General features: G+C 52.7%; 15 protein-coding genes. 5 read left to right on the top strand and 10 right to left on the bottom strand.

Annotated features, from left to right (window positions below):
- Positions 1–120: 120 nt before the first annotated feature.
- From VN12_RS02795 to VN12_RS02775, 5 genes are all read right to left on the bottom strand, one after another.
- Positions 121–684: a transposase gene (locus VN12_RS02795; protein ID WP_146675401.1), complete on the bottom strand. Its 564-nt coding sequence runs from the start codon at positions 682–684 to the stop codon at positions 121–123.
- A complete protein-coding gene (locus VN12_RS02790) occupies positions 681–2,309 on the bottom strand; it encodes a hypothetical protein (RefSeq protein WP_146675400.1) in 1,629 nt (542 codons plus the stop codon). The genes VN12_RS02795 and VN12_RS02790 overlap by 4 nt, the downstream gene beginning before the upstream one ends.
- Before the next feature lie 63 nt (positions 2,310–2,372).
- Positions 2,373–3,227, bottom strand: a complete 855-nt coding sequence (locus VN12_RS02785) for a transposase (RefSeq protein WP_146675399.1) — start codon at positions 3,225–3,227, stop codon at positions 2,373–2,375.
- 410 nt (positions 3,228–3,637) lie between these two features.
- Positions 3,638–5,062, bottom strand: coding sequence for a transposase (locus VN12_RS02780; protein WP_240491306.1), 1,425 nt, complete (start codon positions 5,060–5,062; stop codon positions 3,638–3,640).
- Between the two features lie 539 nt (positions 5,063–5,601).
- Positions 5,602–6,408, bottom strand: a complete 807-nt coding sequence (locus VN12_RS02775; protein WP_205855172.1) for a GNAT family N-acetyltransferase — start codon at positions 6,406–6,408, stop codon at positions 5,602–5,604.
- Between the two features lie 102 nt (positions 6,409–6,510).
- On the opposite strand from VN12_RS02775, the gene VN12_RS02770 reads away from it, so the two are divergent.
- From VN12_RS02770 to VN12_RS02750, 5 genes are all read left to right on the top strand, one after another.
- Entirely contained in the window at positions 6,511–7,527 is a 1,017-nt protein-coding gene (locus VN12_RS02770) for an ABC transporter ATP-binding protein (protein ID WP_146675397.1), read from the top strand.
- A gap of 2 nt (positions 7,528–7,529) precedes the next feature.
- Positions 7,530–8,507: an ABC transporter permease gene (locus VN12_RS02765; protein WP_146675396.1), complete on the top strand. Its 978-nt coding sequence runs from the start codon at positions 7,530–7,532 to the stop codon at positions 8,505–8,507.
- A 17-nt stretch (positions 8,508–8,524) separates the two neighbouring features.
- Positions 8,525–9,502, top strand: a complete 978-nt coding sequence (locus VN12_RS02760; RefSeq protein ID WP_240491305.1) for an ABC transporter ATP-binding protein — start codon at positions 8,525–8,527, stop codon at positions 9,500–9,502.
- Positions 9,503–9,527: 25 nt separating this feature from the next.
- Complete coding sequence (locus tag VN12_RS02755) at positions 9,528–10,373, top strand: hypothetical protein (RefSeq protein ID WP_146675395.1); 846 nt, start codon at positions 9,528–9,530, stop codon at positions 10,371–10,373.
- Between the two features lie 87 nt (positions 10,374–10,460).
- The gene (locus tag VN12_RS02750) at positions 10,461–12,032 is read left to right on the top strand and encodes a sulfatase family protein (protein WP_146675394.1); all 1,572 of its coding nucleotides are present in this window, start codon (positions 10,461–10,463) and stop codon (positions 12,030–12,032) included.
- A gap of 42 nt (positions 12,033–12,074) precedes the next feature.
- On the opposite strand, the gene VN12_RS02745 is transcribed toward VN12_RS02750, so the two are convergent.
- The 5 genes from VN12_RS02745 to VN12_RS02725 all read right to left on the bottom strand — a co-directional run bounded on the left by VN12_RS02745 (position 12,075) and on the right by VN12_RS02725 (position 18,868).
- The gene (locus tag VN12_RS02745; protein ID WP_146675393.1) at positions 12,075–13,472 is read right to left on the bottom strand and encodes an RtcB family protein; all 1,398 of its coding nucleotides are present in this window, start codon (positions 13,470–13,472) and stop codon (positions 12,075–12,077) included.
- A gap of 4 nt (positions 13,473–13,476) precedes the next feature.
- Positions 13,477–14,499, bottom strand: a complete 1,023-nt coding sequence (rtcA, locus tag VN12_RS02740) for an RNA 3'-terminal phosphate cyclase (RefSeq protein ID WP_146675392.1) — start codon at positions 14,497–14,499, stop codon at positions 13,477–13,479.
- A gap of 88 nt (positions 14,500–14,587) precedes the next feature.
- Positions 14,588–16,108 carry a threonine ammonia-lyase, biosynthetic gene (ilvA, locus tag VN12_RS02735; protein WP_146679771.1) on the bottom strand — a complete coding sequence of 507 codons (1,521 nt, stop codon included), beginning with the start codon at positions 16,106–16,108 and terminating at the stop codon, positions 14,588–14,590.
- Between the two features lie 21 nt (positions 16,109–16,129).
- Positions 16,130–17,401 carry a putative Na+/H+ antiporter gene (locus tag VN12_RS02730; RefSeq protein WP_146675391.1) on the bottom strand — a complete coding sequence of 424 codons (1,272 nt, stop codon included), beginning with the start codon at positions 17,399–17,401 and terminating at the stop codon, positions 16,130–16,132.
- A gap of 162 nt (positions 17,402–17,563) precedes the next feature.
- Positions 17,564–18,868 (bottom strand): DUF3472 domain-containing protein, encoded by a 1,305-nt coding sequence (locus VN12_RS02725; RefSeq protein WP_240491304.1) that lies wholly within the window; start codon positions 18,866–18,868, stop codon positions 17,564–17,566.
- Positions 18,869–19,026 lie beyond the last annotated feature (158 nt).

Here is a 19,026-nt window from a genome sequence, read left to right as displayed (position 1 = left end):
TTCTCGCGAAGGCGCCAAGACGCAAAAGGGGAGGGGCGGGGATTCGGGGCACCCTCCTAGTCAGAGGGGGGAATAAGAGGCACCCACGAATGGCACTGTAATCGATTTGCGTAAGTCGTTTCATTCAAATCGGTTATCGCCTTTATAGAGTCGCTTTTGGAGTTGTTTTCTGGGTTCGGTCATCAGCGCGTATTGGTCGCGGCGTCGCTTTACAACTCGCGGTTCAATCCGCCCCGGACGGTTGCCAACCTTACAGTTCGCAATCCGCTCGAGGAGAAATCTGGCGTAACGCTCAAGTTGCTTGCCGCGAAGATGAGCCGTCACCTCCTGCCAACTCGCTAGGATGTACTGGCTAGCACAGACGAAGCTGATCTCTCGCGGCCGCTTTCCAGAGAGCGAAGCGGCAGAGCAAATCGTTGTTCGAATCAAGTTGTAGGCAAGAAGCGTCGTCCATAACTCTCGCCTGACCATCTCGGGCGATAAGCATCTCACAAAGTTTAAATTCATAAACGTCTTGATAGAACGGATGTCAAGTTCTGCATTCCAACGAAAGCTAAACAGATCGGATATCTCCTCATAGCTAACACCCTGGTCACCCTTGTGCTCTAGCAATGTTGTCACAATGATAAACGGGCCTGATTGGGTGCATTTGCTTTTATGGCACTTTTGCGGTGTGGTAATCATTGAGATTTCTGAGTTCTTTGACGCGCATCGGATTTCGGTCTTGGCGACTCGTCAAGTTTTGGGAGTGCTTGCTTTCGGTTCCGCTTCATTTCGTACTTGACCACCGCTCGGTCATCATCCCATCTGCCACTCAGTATCGATGATCGGATCGTAAGTATCTTCTCTGCCTTTTGAATTCGCCAAAACGTTCCGCTGTTCTTCATCCGAAGATTGATCACTCGACGTATCGCACTCTCAATCGATCCACTTCCAAGTGGGAGTCCCATCAGCTTGAACTTCGGATAGTCCAGGCGTCCTGCCTCCCCGTGGCTACGAATGTATTCGATGACTCGTTTGATTTCTGATCGATCGGCAGAGGATAGATCCTCGGCCTGACTTAGCCGAGCAGTGAGCACTTCGACAACCTGCGACCATTGACCATCTCGCAATCGACTTCGCAGTTCATTGGAATTCGATGGTTCACTTTCCCCAGCAGCATTCAAAGAACGATCCAAGGGCTGGAGGGCTTTGCCTAGGTTCTCTACGGCGTGGCACACGTCAAGCACTTGATTGACAACCACTGCGGATTCCACCTTCGCTTTAGCAAGTATCCAATCGATCCGTCCCCAGATCCAAGTCGCACCGTCGCTATTGAACGTAATCGTCTTTGCTTTATTGGCTCCCAAGCGATGGAGGTGCATGCTGATTAGTCGTTCCATATAGTCCGCGTCACCGAATGAGCCATCGATCAGAACTCGAACCGCTTCGTCTCTTCGTCCATTGTCATCGTGCGCGTAGATGATTAGCAGTTTTGGTTCTCGCCAATCGGCCTGAAAACGACTGGATCTACGCGTTTCCTTGGAGCGTCCCGCACTTAGCTCGCCTGTGACTTGCGATTGGGTTTTTCCAAAGTTTTCCACAGGATCGATCCATTCCAGGACGCCGCGTGTTCTCGTCCGGCCACCGTCAATTTGCACCGATACTCGCCTTCCAGTGAATTCGCAACCTTGCTTCATATCGCCGCGCTCAAATTGCTCCAGCATTCGTTCCCGGACGGTTAGGGATTCCGATCCTGCGCGAGAGACGATACGGTCGATCGTTGTTCGCGTTAACTGAATACCGTCTCGTTGCAATTCGACGTATGCTTGATCAAGCGATGGGGCCAACGCCACTGTCCGACACACTTTCGATACAAGCCAAGGAGAAACGTTCTCTGAAAAGCCATACTGGCTTAGATCGATATCGAGTCCCGGCGTATGATCTTCGCGACTTGCGGCTGGAGATTTCGGTTGACAGTAGAGGGTAGCTGCGTAGCTGATATGGCCAGCGCCGAGATGGACTTCGACTTGTCGTTCATGTCCAGCTCGCAGCGGTATTGCGTATCCCAATCGTGTTTCCTCGCAACGCTTATCGTGCTCCTTGGAATTCATGGAATTGGCAATCATCCCAGTAAGACACAGCCCCGCTCCGAGGTCGAACAATTCTTTGACCTGCTGTTCGACGAACTCCATTTGCATGGGGTCATTGTTGAGAATCACTTGTAGCTGGGCAATTTTTTGATACGCCTCGGCAAGAAACATCCCCATTGTTTGATTGGGATTATTGACTTCAGGTCCTACGCGGTCGAACACATTCCACCTTCGCATGATCGCCTCCATGTCGTTGGGAAGAAACCCCAATCATCACAGCACGGTAAGCGGTAGTGATCATTATAATGCGAAAGCCGTCGCAACACTGTTTGCTAGCATCAAACCAGGCGTGCTAGCTTTAAACCATAAACGCAAATGCACCCGGCCTGATTTACGGCCCGGAGCTTCGACCGTATATCGCAACTCCCGTAATTCGATCACGAGCGGTAAGGATTGGTACATCTCGTGGCTCATCCAGGCCGGACGAGCGGGACGATACCACTGAATCAAGTGATCTTGTTTACCCAATCGCTTTCCAGTTCGAAAATCTGTGTGTCCCTTCTTCCTGCGAAAACAAACATGAACGTTCAATTTCATGAACATCGCGATCAACCAGTAGTTACAAAAGAAGCGGTCAGCAATCACGATATCTCCCGCTGAAAAACCTTTGAGCAACCGACGCAGAAGACTGGTTTCGCCCGTTTCTTTTCCGCTGAAGGGACCGACCGTTGCATCAAGCAAACAACCTGTGGCCAACGACATCACAGCCAAGACACGAGCAATAGGAAAACCAATCCCTGGCTTTTGGGCAGTATGCTGCGGATACTCTTTCTGGTTCTTTCGCGTATCGGGCATTTTGAAAGTAAATCCATCAATAAGCTTGGCATGCATAGACTTCCAGAGCCATTTGGACTCCACCTTGGCTTCCGCTTCAGAGGCAACACCAAGGCATAGTTCTTTCAAAGCGTCCTCGGGAAGCTTTGCTCTTGCGCGACAGTAGTTCCCCGTATCGGCCCCGGGTGCTGACTTCCCGTGAAGAGTAAAGAATGCCGTAATACGAGCGACGGCGGACTGGCAAGCGGCTTCTTTCCCATCACGCATAATTTGCGACATGAACGCCCACAAGACAATTGCGGTGGAATAGATCCCATTCATCGTGCAACCGTGCTTGCGAAAAACATTTCTGATGTGCTGCTCGCAAAGAATCGATGCAAACGGCAGTCCGGGTTGCAGCAGGAAAGCCTTGATGGAATCTCCAAAGCTGAAATTGGCTTGAGATCGCCTTGGTGGTATAGAGACCAAAACAAAACCCTCCTTGGTTTATGTTTAGGCAACTTAACCAAGGAGGGACGGTCAAAATCATAGCCAAGAAAATGGGTTCATAGCCAGAACAATCTTCAAGGCGAGCGAGATTCTAAAGAAAATTCCCGCTCTGTCGCTAGGGGGAACTGCGCGATCATTGGAGATTACAGTGCTATTCGAGGCACCCACCCTTTGGGGGGGAGGTTTCTCGCGAAGGCGCAAAGACGGAAAAGGGGAGGGGGGGAGATTGGGGGCACCTAGGGTTAGCAGCCCGTTGAAGATGTCGCGATTTCGGGTGACCTGCTCAGTTTTTGAAATGGGCATTCCGAACTTGTAAAGCGGTTCCTAATTCTTCGATCGGCGCGGTAATGTGCGCCTCGATCGATTGGGAAGGCTTCATAAAGCATTTGCACAGCCGTAAAAAAGGAAAAAACAGCCCGCATCACCCCCTGCAGGCTTCTCGAAGTGCCGACTCCAAAGAGCATGCGCATGACCACCCCCAGATTGTAAGCCGCTGTCATTAGAAAGTATCGCTTCTGGATCTTCACGGTTCCTCGCAACCGACACCGGCGACCTCCGCCCGTCTCTAGCAAATGGGCAAACGTCCTTTCCACTTTCTCACTTCGCGACCGTTGAAGCTTGCGGCCCTTGTTCCCTTTGGCTCTTCGTCTATTTGCAAGAACCGCTTGGCGTTGCTGGCAAGTGTACTTACTCCACTTACGTCCCCCAGGAAGTTTGGGCTCTGGGATATAGGTTCGGTAGTTGGTGTGCTCAGCCAATTCAGACAAGGTTTCTGTTGAATGGTAGCCCTTGTCGGCTGCTACCTCTTGAATCTCGGTATCGCTTCCAGCCTCGTTCAAGTGGATTTGAGCCTTGTGAAGACTATCTTCCAACGACTGAGAATCGGGGTTGTCAGCAGAGGTCACTTCCGCCCCCAAGATCATTCCCGATTTCATATCGACGACATGTTCGGCCTTGTAGGCAAGATGGGTTGTTCCATCTTTCATCCTTGCGATTTTGGCACTCGGATCCGTGCTGCTCACCCAATCTTCATTAGAAACTTTCTTCCCCTTACGATTCTTATCGAAGCGACGAATCTCTTCATCCGATGGCTCTTCATTCTCCTTCACGAGGCCCTCAGCTCGCATCAGGCCGATCACATAGGAACGCCAGTCTTCGCCGGTATCCCTTCGAACGATGCTCTTCATAGCAGCATCGGCTTCGAGAGTTGTTGAGTCTACGGCTACCGTCTTCCCTCCGAGAAGCTTCTTTTCGCTAGCGAGTTTTAAAACCCATTCGAAAACAGATTCGTGTACCGTATCGGGTAAGCGTTCACGGATCACAGTCAGCGAGGAGTGGTCCGGCGAGTGATCGGTCAATTTAAGGCCAAGGAACTGTCGAATCGACAGGCTATCTGCACATCGCCATGCAATACCGCGTTGAGACTGAATCCCTTCGAAGTAGCCTACCAAGAGCATTCGAAAGTAAACTCCGGGTGGAATACCGGGACGGCCGCGGGCTTGGCTGTAATAGGGATTGCAGAGCTTCTCGATCCAGGAATCGAATCCTGCCTCATCGAGAAGTCGATTTAATTTCGTATAAAAAACATGCCCGACTGAGCGGGGAAGATCTTCCGCTGTAATAAAGAGATCTTGCTGCTGAACCGATTTGCGTCGACCAAGGGCCATCGTGCTCTCCTCCATGGCATCTGCGATGATCGATATAACGTAGCGCGAATCCAGACTTTTTCAACGGGCTGCTAGGGGAGGATGTGATCCATTGCTAGATCGCACAAAGCGACCGATCAACATTACGCGGCACAGATGGGAGGTTCAGAACATGTTCGACCTAAATAGCGCTACGCGATTTGATGCTAGCGCGAAAGTCACTTGTGACTGACAGGTAAACGAAGTGGAAGTTCCCATCTAGGGCACCTTGAATACTTCGAGATCGAGATCATATGTGGGTTTTGCGGGCAAGCTGCTGTCGGCCATACGGGGGGCTATTATCGGTTACACGGGTAAGCTACTGTTGGCTACACAGGCAAGCTACTTGGCTACACAGGCAAGCAACATGGCTACACAGGCAAGCAACTGTCGGCTATACGGACAAGCAACTGTCGGCTATACGGACAAGCAACCGTTGGTTATGTAGACAAGCCTTTGTTGGCTGGGCGGGAACGGTCGATTTTTATCGGGGTAGGGATGAGCCACTACACGTATGTAAATCAGCTGAGCACATCGAGACGGTAGTGGACTTCATCTACGTCGTCCTCGTAATAATCGAGTAACCTGCCTGCCATGCGGAATCGAGCCGCTGACATCAGTGGAGCGACACAACTCAAGTCAGAAGGGAATGCCATGTAGATAGCCCGCCCTCCCCAGGAACGAACCTCGCGGACGACTTTCTCGAGATCGATTGGTTTGCTGCCTTGACCAGGATCGGCTACTTCCCAAGCGACCCAGAACGCGTCGTTCGTCTCAGGGATCTCGTCCACGTCCGTAATCAGGATGTCTGCTTCTTGTTCTTCCGGTGCAGCGAACTGTTTCGTCTCTAAGTGCAAGCCGTAAACGATCATTGCTTCACCCGGTGCATAGAAGTCGGGCTGTCGAAGCTCTTGCATGAACCCTACCCGTTTGTAGGCTTCTCTTGCATCAAAATAGATGTCGCCGATGGTAGGGTCGTGGTAGTCGCTGGCCTGCACAAAGACTTTTCGAGCCTCGTGCTCCTTGAGCCACTCGAGCATCCATTCGAGCATGAGAGTTCCTTTTCCAGTACGTCTATCTGATTTCTGCAAATAGGTCCAGGACATCCCGTATGCGCGATCGGTGTTCTCGATCAGCTTGGCTCCGACAACGCCGATGACCTTTTCTTGTTCGGTCAAAACGAACTGACCTTCGATCGATTCTTCATACGTTTCTCTGGCATCGTATGCGTCGTCTTCGTCATATTCGCTGATGATCTGCAATGCTCGAAGCATGTCCGCGGATCGCATTGGTCGAAACCCCAAGTTGCTATTCGCATGCGTCGACATCCCATTGATTCCTTGCTCGTTACCCATATCGTTCTACCCCCCTCTCGCTGCTTCGAATGTTAGCGAAATGCAAGATTGGGAATTCAAAAAGAAAATTACACCATGGACAAGATATCGGGGGCACCTTCGAAGTACAATCGTCCCGCCGGCCGGATTCTTTCGCCGAACTTGTCTCGAACCGATTGCCTTATCTTGAACCCGCCATCCCCTATCATCGAGATCCACGACGTCGTAAAGCGCTATGGCAAGCGGGAGGTTCTCAAGAAATTGAGCTTGGCCATACCTCCCGGAGTGACCGGATTGCTGGGCCCTAATGGATCTGGAAAGAGCACCTTGATCAAGTCGATCCTCGGTTTGCTTCGCATTGATTCCGGACACGGACGCGTCCTCTCGTACGCGTGGCCTCAGCAAAGCAAGGCGATCCGCGACCAAATTGGTTATCTACCCGAAGACGACTGTTACCTGCACGGCTTGCAAGGAATCGAATCGATTCAAATGATGGCCAGACTGTCTGGACTCCCCCGCACCGAAGCCTTGCGACGGGCCCATGAAGTGGCTGATTTCTGCGACATTGATCAAGAGCGATATCGGAACGTGGAAACATATTCCACGGGGATGCGTCAAAAGTTGAAATTCGCTCAAGCACTCGTGCATGATCCTCCTTTGATCATTCTCGATGAGCCGACGACTGGTCTCGATCCTGCCCAGCGCGAGAGCTTCCTCGACCGCATCCGGATGCTGGCCGTCGATAAAGGAAAGTCCCTCATCGTATCAACGCATATTCTGCATGACGTTCAACGTGTTTGCGATCACGTCGTTATTTTGGTCGGAGGGGAAGTTCGAATGATGGATTCGCTCGAGCGATTGCAAAAGCCGATCGAACCTGGTTTGCATCTGCGTGTTGAAGGAAACGCGGATCGCTTTGGGCATGCGCTCGCCAAACGCGGCATTTCCTTCGATCGCCAAAGCCAACGCGAGCTTCGAGTCTTAGGTGTTGACGCTCAGAATGTTCAAGTACTTTGGCGGGCGAGCGAAGAGGCCGAAGCGCCAATCCAATACTTGGATGCGGCTCGCAACTCGTTAGAAGATATTTTTCTCAGTGCGATTCGAGATCAATAACTATGCCTCTTTTGGATGTGGGATATCGAAACTGGACCGGAGAGCGTACCTATGCCTCCTTTCGATGGCTCGTGGTGGCGTCCACTGGGATTCGACTGATCTGGCGCGGTGCTTGGCTCAAACGCTTGATGGTCGTCTTGCTCATTCCGTCTGCCGTTGCGCTTTTCTTTTTCGGTGTGTTTGAACAGTCTGCGGAAGAGCCTCAATATCGCAACATCATTCGCAGCGTATTCGCAGCACCCGAAGCGAGAGCTACTGCGGCGCGTGCGGGGGTAAATATCGCTGAGGTGTTGTCTGAGCCCGCAGAATCCAGGCACTTTGTCTGGTCCTACATGCTTTTTTTTCTGTTCCGCTATCCGCAATCCTTTAGCATGATTTTGGTGATCGGATTGATTGCTCCCCGTTTGATCAGCTTCGATTTGCGGAGTCGCGGGTATTTGCTTTATTTGTCTCGCCCACTTACGCCCGCAGAGTACGTGCTAGGTAAGGCCTGCGTGATTTTCTTTCTTCTCGCGATGATCGCTACAGCTCCCGCTTTGTTGATCTATCTCGCTGGATTGTTTCTTTCGCCGAATCCTTGGGTTCTTTTCTCCACCTGGGATATTCCGCTTCGCGTATTGTTGGCAACAGCTGTTCTCGCGATTCCGACCACAGCCATTGCGTTGGCCTTTTCCTCACTCACCCAGGAAAGTCGCTACGCGGGGTTCGCGTGGTTTGCCCTGTGGGTAGTTGGGAGCGTGACGTATCAGTCTCTCGCTACCGCAGACCAATTTTCGCGGCAGCAGCCTATGCGCTGGGGAGAGTATAGCCATTGGATGCTGTTCTCCCCTTATGAAACGCTTGGCTACCTTCAGCAGGAAGTCTTTGGATTGACCGCGACGGTTGGGACGCAGTGGGCTCCTTGGGGGGTGATTCTGTTCGTCTCCGTTCTTGGGTATGCCGTGGCCTACTGGCGTGTTGCGAGGATGCTTCGGGTATGATGCATACGACAAATTCTATGTCTGAGAACGAATTGCTACGCTTAAACCATGCAACGTTGCTTTACGGAAACGTGATAGGTGTTAACGATATCGATGTGGCGCTCCCAACTGGAGCCTACGCATTGATCGGTCCGAACGGAGCGGGTAAGTCTACATTGATCGGTCTTCTAACCGGGGCGTTGAAGCCTACATTGGGGGATGTCCGAGTCCTTGGATCCGATCCCTTTCGATCCCCTTCGGTACTGGGGCGAATAGGCCTTTGTCCAGCAACCGATATTTTGTTGCATAACGTTTCCGCTAGAAAGTGGTTGGAGTTGCAACTGGCGTTGAGTGGTTGGAGGAGACGTGATGCGTCGCAGCGGGTGCAAGAGCTACTCGAGCAAGTCGATTTGGTGGGCGCAGCGGATCGTCCGCTCCATACCTACTCGCTCGGCATGCGACAACGCTGCAAGTTTGCTCAAGCGATTGCTCACCGCCCCGAATTGTTGATTCTCGACGAACCGTTCAATGGTTTGGATCCGGTCGCACGCCATCAACTGACACAACTTTTGATCGAGTGGAAGGAGTCCGGCCGAAGCTTGATCATCGCAAATCATGTGCTGCATGAAGCAGAGAAGATCACGGATTCCTTTTTGTTGATTTACGGAGGGCGGCTGCTTGCGTCAGGTACAGCAGGTGAGTTGCACCGTCTACTTTCCAGCCTCCCGCAAGAGTTCGAGATCGAGTGCAATGATCCGCGGCTCCTCGCTTCCCTTTTAGCGAGGGAAACCTGGACTCGCTCGTTGGACCTCGAGGACGCGCAAGGCCGATTGCGTATTGCGATCGAAAAGCCGCTTGAATTCTATGCCGCTCTTTGCGGCTGGAGCACGAGCCACAACCTGCAAATCGACAGACTTCTCGGAGCCGACGGTGACATCAGCCAACTATTCCGGCTTCTCGTTTCCAAACATCGAGGCGAGGTGTTTCACTCCTCCCCGATCAAACGCCTTTCGTGACGTAACCTTTACCGCGATCCTATCTATGAATGCTCCGACCTCGACGCTCTCAGATCCCCCGAATCAGCAATCGATCCAGTCGCTGATCCGAGGAGTTTGTGGCGTGCTGCGATATGAATCCCTGCGTTCGTTCACTCCGATTCGCATCGCGGCTTGGTTCGGCCTTGCGCTTTTTCCGGTTGGCATTATTTTCGCCGTGAGGACACTTGCAGAGAGAGGCGGGATTCGATACTCGGAGCAAGTCTGGTACACCTTGCTCGCCCTGGTTTTCGTTCTTCAAATTGAAATCGTTACGATCCTCAGTATGCTGCTTTGGGCGACTCCCGTAGTGCATGCGGAACTGGAGGGGCAGACTTGGGTCTATAGCGTAGTCAGGCCCTACGCCCGCTGGATGATGCTATGGGGTAAGTACCTCGCAGCATTGCTCTGGACAAGTAGTTGCACCATTGTGTCAGTTTCATTGGTCGCTCCCTTGCTCAAGACACCAGACCCTCTCGCTACGTGGAAGGTATGCGTCCTCTTGTGCGTGTTATCTGCAATGGCCCATGGAGCCCTATTTGTTGCCATCGGGACGTTTTTTCAGAAGCGGGCAATGGTTGTCGCTTTTGCTTATACAGTGGTGGTGGAAGGCATCCTGGCTTGGATACCCGCCTTGATCAATCGCTTTACAATCAGTTACCGACTCCGTTCGGTTTTGGTCAACACGCTTCTCTCCGGCGAAAAGTTACCACGGCCGCTCGACGAGATCCTCGTTTCGCCCGAAGCGACATCGGTGCACCTCGGTATTGTCGCACTCTTCACCGTTACCTTGTTGTTTGCTGCCTCTGTGCGCGTTTATCGTTCGCAATTCTCTTGGCAATCGGAGTACTGAAATACGACTTGAGGTGTGGTGTATACTAACGAACTCGCCCGAAGGGAACTCTCTCTCTCTTTCTCTGTTATTTTGGGGTGACATCGCATGCGACCATTGGTTCTTTTAGTTGCCACAGGCGCTCTTTTGACCTCGGCTCTCTCGACCGTCGGATTCGGAGTAGAGCAACGTCCGGCCGTAAGCCGTCCAAATGTGGTGGTCATTATGGCGGACGACCTTGGATACGGGGATCTCTCGTGCTACGGTGCCAAGTCGATCGAGACTCCTCATATCGATTCTCTCGCCCATTCGGGTATTCGCTTCACAAGCGGCTACTGTTCCGCGTCGACATGCACTCCCACACGCTACTCGTTGCTCACCGGCACTTTTGCGTTTCGTCAGAAGGGAACTGGGGTGGCGCCACCCGATAGTCCGGCTCTTGTCCAGCCTGGAGCACTGACCCTTCCGTCGATATTCCAGAAGGGGGGATACAAGACCGCGGTAATTGGTAAATGGCACTTGGGGCTTGGGCCGAACGCGGGAGCTGAGCCGGGACCTCAATGGAATGGTGAGATCAACCCAAGTCCCAATCATATTGGATTTGATCATTCGTTCATCCTTCCAACGACGAACGACCGTGTTCCGCAGGTCTACGTTCGAAATTCGCATGTGGTGAACTTGGACCCCAAGGATCCGTTATGGATCGGTTCGAAGAAGCCCTCGGAGGATCATCCCACGGGAGTCACGCATCGGTCCACGCTTCGGATGGATTGGTCTCACGGTCACAATCAAACCATCCACAACGGAATCGGGCGCATTGGTTTTTACACAGGAGGCATCAGGGCTCGCTTTCGCGATGAGGATCTCGCAGACGCTTGGGCGAAAGAGAATCAGGAGTGGATCGCTTCGGTGGGGGAGCAACCCTTTTTTCTCTTTTTTGCCTCACATGACATCCATGTGCCGCGAATGGTGCACGAACGATTCCAAGGCAAATCCGGGCTGGGCCCGCGCGGTGACGCTATCCTCGAATTGGACTGGAACGTTGGCCAACTTCTTTCCACCCTTGAAAAGTTGGATAAGCGAGACAACACCATCGTCATATTCTGCAGCGACAACGGTCCGGTGCTAGACGACGGATACAAGGATGATGCAATCGAGAAGTTGGGGGATCACAAGCCCGCTGGCCCATTCCTCGGGGGCAAGTACAACGTCTGCGAAGGCGGAACGAGAACACCGTTCCTTGTGTCCTGGCCATCGCAAGTCCCCAAGCGGGTTGTTTCCGATGCCTTGGTGACGACGACCGATTTTGCCGCGAGCTTTGCCGCAATGCTGGATATACCTTTACCAAACGATGCGTGTCTCGACAGCCAAAACGTTCTCGACGCGTTGCTTGGAAAAGAGGGAGCCAAAGGGCGAGACTGGGTTCTCCAGCAAGACAATGGATCCAGCGGAAACTTTGGATTGCGTTCCGGAAAATGGAAGCTGATGCGGCATGCTTCCGGAAAAGCGACCAATGTTCACCTTCGACTCGTTCCCAGCAACATGAAGCGACTGCAACTTTTCGATCTGGAGTCGGATCCAGGAGAGTCGAAGGATCTGAGCGAGCAACATCCGGATCGAACACAACAGCTCGATCAGAAATTGACGGAGATTATCCAAGCAGGAAGGTCAAGACTTTAGAAAAGTGAACGGACGCTGGTGGTTGCCAGCGTCTGTTCTTTGTTAGTCCTCAGGTCGTTCACCGGCCTTGGCCATCTTGACCAGTCTGGGGTCGAATCTCGCAACCTTTTCCACCAAGTCAGATTGAGCCGCCATGACTTGCTCAATGTCCTTGTACGCCATGGGAACCTCGTCCAGTCCAGCCGAGAGCAACGTGACTTGGCGTTCTGCTAGGAATTTCATCACGTCTTTCCATTGAAATTGCTTCATCGCCGCTGTCCGGCTCATCTTGCGTCCTGCACCGTGCGAAGCGCTCAGGAGAGAGGCTTTCACCCCTTTTCCACGAACGATGTAGCCAGGCGCCCCCATCGATCCGGGGATGATCCCTAGCACGCCACTTCCAGCAGGGGTCGCTCCCTTCCGATGGACAATGAGCTCCTCCCCGCCGTGCGATTCTCGCCAAGCGAAATTGTGGTGATTCTCGACGTCGAGCATCACCTCAACACCCAAATGTTCGGCAATTGCGCGGTGGATACAGGCGTGATTGGCTGCCGCATAGTGTCCCATTAAATTCATGGCATCCCAATACTCTTTCCCCTCCTGCGAATTCAGGTCGAGCCAAGCTAGGTTGCTGAGTTCGCGAGGAAGTTCAGGGTGCATTCGTTTTGCGATCTCGCTGTAATGCGAACAAACCGATGCACCCGTACCCCGAGAGCCGCTATGACTTAGCAAGGCAAGGTATCTGCCGGAGTCCAATCCCAAATCCGATTCAGGCAATGTTAGCACGCCAAATTCAACGAAGTGGTTGCCGCTACCGCTGGTCCCAAGCTGCTTCCAAGCCTTGTCCTTGTTTTCCGCCGTAATCGGCGACACGGACCAATCCGCGTCCATCACATCGTGCTGACGACGACGTTTGAAGCTGGCGCCAATCCCAAATTGCGTTTCCCGCTCCAAAGCGTTTCTCAGTCGTTCGGAATCGTTTTCCAGCGTTTCGACCGGCATGTCGAGAACTGTCAATTTCATCCTACATGCAATATCGACCCCCACTGCATAGGGAATCACGCAGTCCTTTGTGGCGAGTACGCCTCCGATGGGTAATCCGTAGCCGACGTGGGCGTCTGGCATCAAAGCTCCAACCACAGTCACGGGCAATCGACAGGCGTCTTCCATTTGTCCGATGGCACCTGGATCGATATCGTCGCCCCATTGTCGCCACGATGCTGCTTGATCCCGGCCGACATATCGAGCTTGCGATGCGAATACCTGATCCAGCGTCTGAGCCAAGTCTTTCCAAATGGGATCTGTTAGATGCCCCGTAGGGTTCGCAACCAACGACTGCACTTTTTCACGCAGCTCCGAGTGGTTCAAACCCGCTTGGGAGGCGAGGCGAACACATGCGACTGCGGACTGCATCGCCATGCCTTTTGGGATTCCTAGATTGTTGAGTTCACGCGTTTTCATGGTGTTACTCCTTTGCCAGTGCAACATGATAAGTGCCGTCGGCGAGCGCTCGATGGGCAATGGAAATCGGAAGAAATAATTGGATGGTCCCGATATTGGTCAAGGTGTGTTCCGTGATGCCCTGACATCGCAATTCTCCGCCACCTGCTAGGGCAAGCGGTAAGAGAAGCTGATCCGCCAAATGCAATCCGATCGGAGCGTCGCTTTTTAGGTAGGCCTGCATGGCGCGGGCCGCATTTTTCGCAACGATCTCCGCTGATTTCCCCTTTTCTCCGACACCGGAGACGAGTTCCGATACGTGTTCAAACTCGCAATGTACGAGTAAGACATTACCTGGCCCAAGTGATTCTACTTGTTCCTGCCTCACGGACTTCTTGGACCATTGCAAGACACGGAGTGCTACCTGAAGTTCGCGATTCGCGATCGATTCGGGCAATTGGGAGATCAAGGCATGCACGCTTTGCGACCGTAACTGCCCACGCTCAAGCACTTCGATAGGTCGTAGACCATCGACCGAAGGCTTTATGTCCACAGTGCACCGCCCTCCTCCGGCAGGATAAAAGCCGGGCCTCTCAAGTTTCAATTCGACTTGGATGCCCATCTTTCTTAGCAGTGGGAGGTAGCATGCGTTTAGGAAGTGTACGGTTGGGGCGAATGGATTGTGCGTGCCTCCTTCTAACACAAGGCGAGACGGGGAATCCGCCAAAACAAGCGGTAGTAGAATCGTTTGCAAAACCAGCATACAACTCCCCGCAGAGCCGATCGAAAAGGAATAATCGCCCCCTCGGATCGGCCCAGGTCGAAAGCAAATCTCCCGTGAACCGAGAACAGCCCCCGAGATCTCTGCGTCGCAGATTCGTCCAGCCGCGAGAACCGACACCAGATGCTGATTTTGCAATCCCGGTCGAGATCGATTTGACCTAATATGGAACAGACGGATTGGAGTCTGCGTGAGGGTGGATAGGGACAGGGATGTGCGGAGAATTTGTCCCCCACCCTCCCCTCGCGATCCATCGATTTCTAGCATAAACGTCGTACACCTGCGTCGAAGAATTCAATGTTTTTGATTGGTACCGCGAGGCGATAGAGAGCACGTTCTCCAAAAAGGCTCGGGGCTATCTCAAAAACATTTGGTAAGCAGGATTTTGTGTCTCGTCGATAAAATGATAACCGAGATGGGACATCGCTTTCTGAAACGATTGCTCTTCGTCCTTTTGGAATTGAATCCCAACGAGAACGCGCCCGTAATCAGCACCTTGATTGCGATAATGAAACAAGCTGATGTTCCAATTGGGGCGCATGTTCACTAGAAATTTGGACAACGCTCCCAATCTCTCGGGGAACTCAAATCGATAAACCCGTTCCTTACCATTCACTCGACTCCTTCCTCCAACCATATGGCGAAGGTGCTCTTTCGCGAGTTCGTTCTCGGCCAGATCAATCGTACGGAAGCCCACGTCTTCGAGCATGCTGCACAGAATGGGTATTTCATGGTGGTCCTGGATCGATAACCCGACCAATACATGGGCTTGATCGGTATCCGACATTCGGTAATTGAACTCAGTGATATTTCTGCTACCGATCGACTCGCAGAGTTTTCGAAAACTCCCTGGTTTTTCCGGGATTGTGACGGCTAACAGGACTTCTCTTTCTTCCCCGGACTCGGCTCGTTCAGCGACGAAGCGAAGTCGATCGAAATTCATGTTGGCGCCACAAGTGACTGCGACGAGGTGCTGATCGCGAATCCCGGTTTGCTGAACGTATTGTTTCAACCCAGCGATACCCAGAGCCCCGGCAGGCTCTAAGATGCTGCGTGTATCCTCAAAAGCATCCTTGATCGCAGCGCAGACAGCGTCCGTGTTGACTCGAACAAACCCGTCGACCAGATTGCGAGTTAATCGAAAGGTCTCTTCCCCTACTTGTTTCACAGCCGTGCCATCGGAGAACAACCCAACGTCTTGCAGAGGGATAATTGCGCCGGCTTCCACGGACCGAATCATCCCATCGGAGTCGATCATTTGAACACCGATCACTTTGATTTCGGGTCGTATGGCTTTGATGTAGGCCGCAACACCTGCGATCAAACCGCCACCACCAATGGCTACAAAGACCGCATGGATTGGATGATGAGCTTGCCTCAGAATCTCCATTCCGATGGTACCTTGCCCCGCGATCACGTCCGGATCATCGAAGGGATGGACAAAGATCAAGCCTTCCTCTCGCTGGAGTTCCAAGGCGTAGGCATACGCGTCTGAGTAACTGTCCCCCGCTAAACGAACATCTGCACCGAGGGACCGTACTGCATCGGACTTGAGACGCGGTGTTGTCAACGGCATGACGACAACGGCTCGGCATCCCAAGCGCTTCGCACTCAACGCGACACCTTGGGCATGATTCCCAGCTGACGCACAGAGAACTCCGCGATCAAGTTCTTCGCGGGACAATCGCGACATCTTGTTGTAGGCACCGCGCAGCTTGAAACTGTGAACCGGTTGCGTGTCCTCCCGTTTGAGCCAAACAGGATTCTTCACACGCTGCGAAAGCTTCTCCGCCCTCTCGAGGGAGGTCTCGATAGCCACATCGTACACGCGGGAATTAAGGATCCTCCGCAAATACTCCAAAAGGTCGCTGTCCAACGGATCGACTCTCACGATGGGTCACATGAACCAGAAGAAGACAATTGCGATGAGGGTCGGGCCTATAGCACCCGTTAACAACCCCAACGGACTGATGCCTTCGGAACCAAAGGCCTTCGATGTTTGGAGGATTCCAACTCCTGCTGGGTTCGGCGCATTGGCGATCACAGTCAAGCCCCCGCCGGTTACAGCTCCGGCAACCAAGGCATACTTTAGATCGTCGCTGATGCCTTCGACCAATGAGCCTAGATATGTCAAAGCGGCGTTGTCGGTTACCGCCGTCAATGCTGTGGCTCCAAAATAGAGCATCGATCCATCCAAGGACTCAATGAGAGGCTTGAGCCAATATTGCTGCAAACTACCGAGAGTCACAAGTCCAGCCAGGAAGAACCCCACGAGAAGCCCTTCACGCAACTTCAAGTTGTCTTGGTACTCGCGCGTCGCAGTGGTCAGCCCTAAGAACAACATGAACACTCCGAAGAACACATCCGGATGGTGAGCGAAGTACACGACAGCAGCGAGGAAAAACAAATGCAAGGCCGTCAACCAGTAGGGAACGGTTTCGCGTCGGTCTTCCAGTACCTCCAACCCGGTCAATTCCTTTCGGAAGATCACTACCACGACGATGGAAGACGCAATGGCGCTCAATACCGCTCGCCAACCAAAATGAGATAACATGAACCAAGTATCCCAGTGCCAGGTGTGGGCGACCATCAGTACCGGAGGGGCTGCGAAGTGAGTAAGCGTACCGCCGATAGAAATATTGACAAACAGGAGCCCCAATGTGGCATACGCAAGCTTGTACGATATGCCGTTATCGAAATAACGACGCTTGAGAACAATTGCGAGAAGTGTCATTGACGCGGGCTCGGTGATGAAGGATCCGAGCAATGGACCGACGGAGAGCGCGACCAAGTAGAACGAAACGCTCTTCGGCAGCGGGAGAAGACTGGCCAACCCACTAAGAATCGCTTCACCCAGCATCACAATCGGACGAGTAGCGGCGACCACCATCACCACCAAAACGAATTTCGCTTCTGTGTAGTTGAGTCCCTCGATGTATTGAACCGCCTCGTCGACTGAGCCTCTGAGCGCCGCCACAGCAGCAAACAGGGCTGCCCCCCAAAGCCCGAATACGACTTCGGTTTCGGCGAGAAAGTGGAGCAGATTCTCAGGGATGGATCCTGCCGGATACTTGTGAGCCCACTTGGCGAATTGCTTGACCGCAAACGTGTGGAGAACTGCCAGAACAAAAAGGATCGTCGCAACGATTTCTAACGTCGATGGGTTCATCTTTCCTCACTCAACTCTGTCCATTGGAGTCTCTCGGATGCGAGCAGGCACTTCCGACCTACAAAAATGTTCCGGGATTGTAACGTCAAACCAATCTTTGTGGACGTCAAAAGCTAGGTTCGACCATGCAAACGGACACAATGCCTCGGTGCAGAGGGTTGTTTATTTCGGCAGGGATGCGAAGTCGATCTTTGGCTTGTCAGGCGCCGTGGATTCGCGGCTAAAGAATTCTCCGACACGGCCTGTTTGGTCAAAGAAGCCACAGTTTTGCATAAAGAAGTGGTTTCCTTTGGCTCCCCCGTCAAAATCCAGCCGATGGCGACCTTTCGCGGTAGCGTCCGCGGAGAGCCTCGCACGGGTGCACTCGTGCCACTCTCCTTGCGTATCGACTACCCAAACGTTGCCATAGTTTGCCCCTCGCGTCAGATGGCCAAATTGTGGATTGAAGTTTTCAAGGAAGGAATGAAAACCGCGCAGGTGGGTACTGGTCTTCGGACGGCGAAAACTGGCGATCAGTCGCCATTCATCCTGTTCCTTGTTTCCAAACCAAGAGGTATAGATTGTGTGTTCGGTCGAATTCGGATCCGGTTTCACTTCGGTGAGGAATCGATAGGTCGTTCCGGCATGCCAAGGGTAGATCAAGTAGCTCTGGCCACCAGATCCTTCGTTTCCAAACTCGCCGATCCGAACGTCGGGACCCGATGCGAGCTTTTGAATTCTTTGCTCCTCTGGAATCTCTTTTGGATTATCGGTTTGAAAAGGACTCCAAACGGAGAAAAGAACCCGACGCTCTTGAGGACCGTTAACCTGGAATCCAAAGTATCCTTCGGAAAAACCATTGGCCATAAAGTATGAACCTTCCTGGTCCATACCAGCCGGAACCGTGATTTCGCTATAGGCGTACTGGAGGGAAAGATTCTTAGGAGTTTCGTAAGTCAGGTGCACCGATGGCCCTCGGCGCCCCCAATAAAACATGTTTCCGTCGTTGCTCCGAACAAAGTCGACGACGAGCCCTTCGGTTTGGGAGGAGACTTGTAAGTCCTGTAGTTCAACACCATCAGGGCCGTTCCCTTCCTCACCGGAGATTTCGATACGTACGTAACCTGCCTTCTCTGCAACGATTTCTCCAACTTGTACCAATTCGAACTCGTTGCCCTGCGCTTTCACCGAGAAAGAACGATCCCGGACCTTCCATCGCACACTCCCGCCGTCTCCATGGGATCGAACGCGCGCCGAAAGCTGAAATGTGGCTGGGCGGTCAACGCGAAAGTAAACAACGTACTGGTCACTCGGCTTGGACAATCGAAGACTTCCATCGCGTTGAAAGCCGCCGCGGCGTCCTTCATCTGTTGGCTCAAGTCGAAACGCGTTCCCTGCGACGGGGATGGTCCAATCTGCAGCTGAAGCGCAAATCGGTGCGAGAGTTGATACAACCAAAAGCAACAAGGAAGCGATGGAACGGCTCAAGAAAAGTCTCCGAACAAAGCGAGGCTGAGTAACTTAGCTGGCCGATGATTCGGACCGACCCGCCTACAGTGTGTACCAAGTCCCTTCGATCTGCAACGTGACTCTTCAGTTCTGCACCCGTCTCGCGACCTGCGATTTTCAGTCTCCCGGTCCAACGT

This window comes from Pirellula sp. SH-Sr6A, from assembly GCF_001610875.1.
Classification (GTDB): domain Bacteria; phylum Planctomycetota; class Planctomycetia; order Pirellulales; family Pirellulaceae; genus JBKCUI01.
Note: the sequence above shows the minus strand (reverse complement) of the source record. Positions and strands in the feature narration are given on the sequence as shown.